General features: G+C 55.0%; 3 protein-coding genes. All 3 read left to right on the top strand.

The features are described 5' to 3' along the window. Positions 1–291: 291 nt before the first annotated feature. The 3 genes from AC1DZU_RS33155 to AC1DZU_RS33165 all read left to right on the top strand — a co-directional run bounded on the left by AC1DZU_RS33155 (position 292) and on the right by AC1DZU_RS33165 (position 5,874). The gene (locus tag AC1DZU_RS33155) at positions 292–465 is read left to right on the top strand and encodes a hypothetical protein (RefSeq protein WP_477291365.1); all 174 of its coding nucleotides are present in this window, start codon (positions 292–294) and stop codon (positions 463–465) included. 169 nt (positions 466–634) lie between these two features. After that, positions 635–4,984, top strand: a complete 4,350-nt coding sequence (locus AC1DZU_RS33160; protein WP_477291367.1) for a toll/interleukin-1 receptor domain-containing protein — start codon at positions 635–637, stop codon at positions 4,982–4,984. A gap of 305 nt (positions 4,985–5,289) precedes the next feature. Then, on the top strand, positions 5,290–5,874 hold the full coding sequence (locus AC1DZU_RS33165) for a hypothetical protein (protein ID WP_477291369.1): 585 nt from the start codon (positions 5,290–5,292) through the stop codon (positions 5,872–5,874). Positions 5,875–6,000: the final 126 nt, after the last annotated feature.

Genomic DNA, 6,000 nt, shown 5'->3' on the forward strand with positions numbered 1-6,000 from the left:
CTGAGTTCTATGTCTGAGAGTCGAAGATCGCGTGGTAGCGCCGAGTGCCACCGGATCGTAGTGGTTCAAGCAATCGGCTGCGCAGCCGGAGATAAGCACTACGGACAACACGTACGAATTTTCGTGCACCCGCATGTATGAATTCCCCGACCCGAGCCTAGATCATACGCTATTTGCCTTTTGTTTTCGAATCCAAAAGAGGCTCGACGTTTTCCGTGAAGGCACCATTGTCGTCATTGCCGCGTCGTTTGCAGTTGAAAGATCAGCAATGTTGGCTTCGGGGCGGAATACATGCGTGGTGCTCTCATCTTTAGTTCCGTTCTTTTGTTGATCCTGTCGTCGGCGCCAGCCTTGACCTGGTGGGACGGCGGCCACATGCAGATCGCTGCCCTCGCTTATTCAACCCTCCACCGCCCTCAGGCGAAGGCCAAGGCCGATGCTCTGATCAAGATGAATCCCGATTAGCGCACTCTGCTTCATCCGCTTGAGGCCGAAAGTCATCTTCCGCACGATGCGAGAAGAAGCGCGGCGCGCCGGGACGCCTTTGATCCGGACGTGTTCTGCAGTCGATGTCCCTGTTTCTTGTCCAAGGAATATGCTTACAATCCTGCGAAACCTGATCCAAGAGGATTGTGTGGCGGCCATTTTTATCAGTCATTCCAGCAAAGACCCCGAAGCGGCCCGCAGAGTCAACACTTGGCTTCGCAGACAAAGTTTTGAACGAATCTTTTTAGACTTCGATAAAGAATCTGGAATTGGTATCGGGGAAGATTGGGAGCGGCAGCTTTATGCGGCACTGGATCGTTGCAGTGCAGCCATTTTTATTGTTACCTCGTCATGGCTTGCATCGAAGTGGTGCTTTGTGGAGTTCGCCCAGGCGCGGGCCCTTGGCAAAACTATCCTTCCTGTATTTCTTACTCGCGATGACAGAAAGCTAGCTGGAGCCGAATTGCGCATGCTCCAGGCCGAGTTGTGGAACCGAGACGGTCGGGCATCGCTAGCGAGGCGTCTTCGGGCGATCGTTGAGGAAGTTGCCCAAGGTTACCACTGGGACTCTCGACGGCCGCCGTGGCCCGGGATCTTGTCGTTTGAAGCGGCAGACGCCGGTGTGTTCTTTGGCCGAGACCTAGAGACGATCGATATTGCGCAACGGCTTGAAGCTAAGCGCGTCCAAGGTGGACCTCCACTAACCTTTATCATAGGCGCTTCGGGAGGTGGCAAGTCCTCTCTGATGAAGGCGGGGGTACTGCCGTACTTAGGGCGGAATGCTGAAAATTGGATTGTTATTCCACCCTTCAAGCCTGGTGCGCATCCTACGCGATCCCTGTTGAAGGCGGTTGCGATCGCAGGTGGGCCGGAAGTGGACCTGGCGGGCGGCGGCGCGCAAGAGCTCTTATGCGTCGCCGAACAACTTCGGCGTAGGACCTCACGACAGGCAACGATTTTGATAGCGATTGATCAGTTTGAGGAACTCTTCACTGTTGCAACAAAATCGGAACGTGAAAAGTTTTTCCATGCATTGGAAATGGTCACCGGTCCGGCATCGAAGGAACCGTTCTTGATCATTGCGACCGTGCGCTCAGACCGACTGGGTGATATTCTGGCGTCCGAGGAGTTGGTCATTCATCATGAGGCTCTGACTGTAGGATCAATGCCCGCAAGCCGCCTTCGAAGCGTGATCGAGGGGCCGGCTCGGGTCGCCTCGATACAATTGGGGCACGAAGTTGTTGATCGTATCCTAGCTGACGTCAGTTCGTCGCCCGATGCGCTACCGCTTTTGGCGTTCGCCTTACGCGAAATGCATGAGCGCCAACCAAAAGACACCCCCCTGACATCTAGCGACTACGAGCAGTTGGGAGATACCAAGCTTGGTTTGCGGCCGATGGAGAATGTCGTCCGGCGCAAGGCAGAGCAGACGATCGCAAGAGCGAACCCTACTGATCGTGAATTGAGGGCGCTTAAGGAAGCGTTTGTCGGCTCGCTTGTTCAAGTTGACGAGGACGGGGCTCGAATGAGCCGTCCAGCGCCTCTACACGAATTGCCCACTGCATCTCGACGCCTCATCGATGACTTGGTCCAGGCTAGGCTCCTGACGACGAGGGGATCTGAAGATCAGAAAGAAGTGCAAGTTGCTCACGAGTCTCTCTTACGAGCCTGGCCGCTACTGGCAGATTGGCTCACCGGGGAGCAAGATTTTCTCCTCGGCCGGCGGCAGATCGAAGAGGCTTCCCGGCTGTGGGCGAGCGCCCCACAAGAAGGAAAGGCCGAAGCCCTACTGTCGGGGTTGCTCCTTGAGCGTGCCCGTGACTGGTATTCCAACTATCCAGCGCGACTGTCGAGCGTAGAGGATTTTATTTCCAAGTCGCTGCGAAAAAACTTCCTGCTTACGAGGCGAAACCGCTTGGTCAGGAGAGCCGTGATTGTCGCTGCCGTCACCGCGCTGTTTTTGCTGAGTGGGCTTAGCGGATGGGCATTGTGGGAGCGATCGAACAAGAAGATCGAAGCAAGTCTTGCTAACAAACACCTTGTTCAAGCGCTGCATACCCGATCCCTATTGCTCGCTGACCTCGGTAGACAGAGTGCGGCCCACTTTGACTATGGGACTGCGATGTCGCTCGCGGTGGCGGCATTAACAGACCCAAGCACCACCAAAACGATCGATTCTGCTGAGGGTGAGCGCGTCCTGCGAGACGCATTATGGAATCTCGTAGAGAGAAATGTTCTCCCGGTAGGGGACAAAACTGCCGTTAATATTGTGCTGTTCTCCCCTACCGGTAACAAAATCCTCACCGGCTCTAGCGATGGGGTGGTGCGCCTTTGGGACAGCGTTACCGGGCGACTGATAGCCAACATGATTGGGCATCCCACTGTTATTACGAGCGCCGTGTTCTCAGCAGATGGAACAGTGATCGCAACAGGTGACAGTAGCGGCGGCATGCGATTGTGGAGCGGCGAAAATGGAGCATTGGTTCGCGTTCTGAGGCCACATGACGACTACATCACATCGCTTATGTTTTCGAAGAATGGCAAATATCTGGTGTCTACGTCATGGGACCAGACTGCGCGCATCGACGATCCGACGGGCGACCGCCGAAGCACAGCGTTGCATGCTCGCCGAGGTCACTTATGGGCAGCAGGCTTTTCTCCTGACGAGAAAACTGTTGTCGTCGGAGGAGAAGGGGGTGTCGACTTTTACTCGGTAGAAAATGGCCAGGCTTCATCGCGTTACGCTGCTCCTGAACTGGTTTCGGTAATGTACGTTGCGTTCTCTCCAAAGGGAGACGCGATTCTAACGACGGACCGCGGCGGGAGCGCAAGGATATGGGATGTCGCAACCGGCAAAATGCGCAGTGAGCTCGGCGATATCTCGGTCGCCTGTATCAGATGTGCAAGCTTTTCACCTGATGGAAGGCTCGTCGCGGCTGGTGGGACAGGTTCCATCGCAATCTTCGACCCTAATACAGGCACGGTCACGGCCAGAACTCGACTGCTTGATAGCAGTACCGATCATGTGAAGTTCAGCGCCGATGGACAGTATCTCTTAAGTGGCTGGTATGATGGCTCTGTTCGCCTCGATCGTGTCGTGGATGGATCGAACATCGAGGTCGTTGGGGGTCATGTCGGAGGCGTAAATGACATCGATCTGACAGCTGACGCCCAGACCTTCGTTTCGGGTGGCGCGGACGGAGTGGGACGAATATGGGGGAGACTCCCTTTCGCAGGTTCCAGTTATGTTCCCTCGTCGAACTCAGTCACTTGGGCTTCTTATTCGCCAAACGGATCGACATTGGCCGTGGGAGAGACGATGACGGGCACAAAGTTTGGTCTTGAGGGAGGATTGGCATTCTATGGGACCCATGAGCGTAGCTACCAGACACTTGCTCCACACCATCATGATAAAATAAAGCTTGGTGGCTTTTCCCCGGACGGTCGGCGTCTTGTCACAATTTCAGAAGGCGACGGTGTATTCCTTCGCAGCGGACAACAGGTTCTTGAACCTCCGACAATGATTCTTTGGGACGTCGCGACTCGAATGGAACTGGCGGTTCTCTTGGGCCACACTGATCGCATAGACGATGCTGTGTTTTCTCCCGACAGCAAATTGTTGGTTTCCGTCTCCAATGATGGATCGGCCAGACTCTGGGATACGACCAACGGAAAACAGGTTGCAACGCTTGTCGGTCATCATGGAGTTATCTACCGGGCTTTATTCTCCCCAAACGGGCACAAGATACTTACGATTTCACAAGATCATACCGCGCGACTCTGGTCTCAAAAAGGTGATTTGCTCGCGGTTCTTGCAGGCCATCAAGGACCGGTTGGCGTCGCTGCATTTTCCCCCGACGGGGAAACAGTTGCCACCGGGTCAGACGACTTTGACGTTCGCATATGGTCGGCAAATGACGGCGCGCTGATTACAACGCTTTCGGGCAGCGGTGGCACAATCAGCGCAGTGTACTTCCCGCGGCCTGATCGGGTGGTCTCAGTTTCCGCCGATGGTTTAGTGCGGTTGTGGGCAATTGGCCGTTCACTGCCGCTCGTGACAAGCTACAAGAGAAGCTTCAACGGTGGCGAAGCGGCGGTATCTGACAATGGCTCGCTGGTATCTATGAGTTGGGGAGATCATGAGGTGAGGGTATTCGGTTGCAGCGATGGTCAGCTCATTGCAACCCTTAGCGGCCTTACAGTCGGGCAGTTCCAAACCTTTGTCCCACGATCCAAGCTTCTCATGGTCACGAGCAACTACGGTATCCAGATCTGGCGATTGCCCGAGGGCGAATTGATTGGCGAACGCGATCTGCCTTTCGCTCAAGGTAACCATATCTATATTCCCGATTCGGGTGATCGTTTCGCTGGCATGGACGACGGCGGGTTGCGTGATTTTGCAATCTGGCCAGAAATTTCCGAAATGCTTGCCGCGGCGCGTCGATACGCTACCCATGATCTTCACAATGACGAGCGGTATCAACGTTTCTTGAACTAGGTCGACAGTGTATCAATTCACGGGCCAGGCAAGGAATCGCATCGGGCGATCCAATCTAAGGCGCTTGCTTGGCTAATGTAATCACTTCTGCGGACCGGGTATGCCTCTATGGCGGGACTGATCTGTCCACAAAGTTCATATCCGCGCCGGCCCATAAGGCCCTCAGCCCAATGTCAGCGGTGCTGGTGACCGAAGGATTTCGGGTTCCAACAAAAATCCGACCGCCATTTCCACTGGTGTTGCCGCTTTCCAAGGGTCATTGACATTATGTTTCACCTACTCAACAAAACTGTGAGGCGAAGAGTTTGCGAGACGGAACCTGCCCAGTTTGCCAGTTAGCGGCAACGACGACCAGCGTCAGGGATGACCTGATCACCGTCGCTTGTACGCGGTGTGGCGCATTCAAGCTCAGCCGAAGCGTTGATTCGGCGTTGGAGGCAAAAGCCAAGAACGGCACTTCTGAAAACTATTTCGCCCGCCTGAGCTACGCCATTCAACGTCGCCATCTGACTGAGTGGTTGCCCTACCTAAACACGAACAATCTCGTTGACTGGAGCGCCGAGAAACTCCCCCCACCCGAAACTCAAATCGATAATCTTGTTCAGCGGATTGCCGACGAGTTAGAGGCCGACCGGACGGGATGGGTAGCGGTTCCGAACTACCATCATATGGCCGGTCTGATAGGCGCCATCGACGGCAGCGCCGTATACCAGATTTTCAGAGAGGCGGAAAACTTAGGTTTGCTCCGGTCCAAGCCAGGACAATTGGAGTTCGGCTTAACCGCAACAGGCTGGCAACGCGCCGATGAGAGTGCTCGCGGACCGACTAGGTTTAGATTGTCTAAGGTTGGCAACAAAGCCGCGGTAACTCAGAGCGACGCCGGTTGTTAGACCGATGATCGCCGCAACGATTTCAAGTGCCCACGCACCGCGATACGTCCACTGGCCATAGCTCGCCAGTTTCTGGCTCATTGCCGTGTGCATGTACAATCCCCACCCTTTGCCCAGCCCATCTTG

The organism is Mesorhizobium sp. P2_A12 (assembly GCF_056405075.1).

Excerpts from the sequence above, each read along its gene's own strand:
- AC1DZU_RS33155 (WP_477291365.1), top strand. The coding sequence starts at position 292 with ATGCGTGGTGCTCTCATCTTTAGTTCCGTTCTTTTGTTGATCCTGTCG.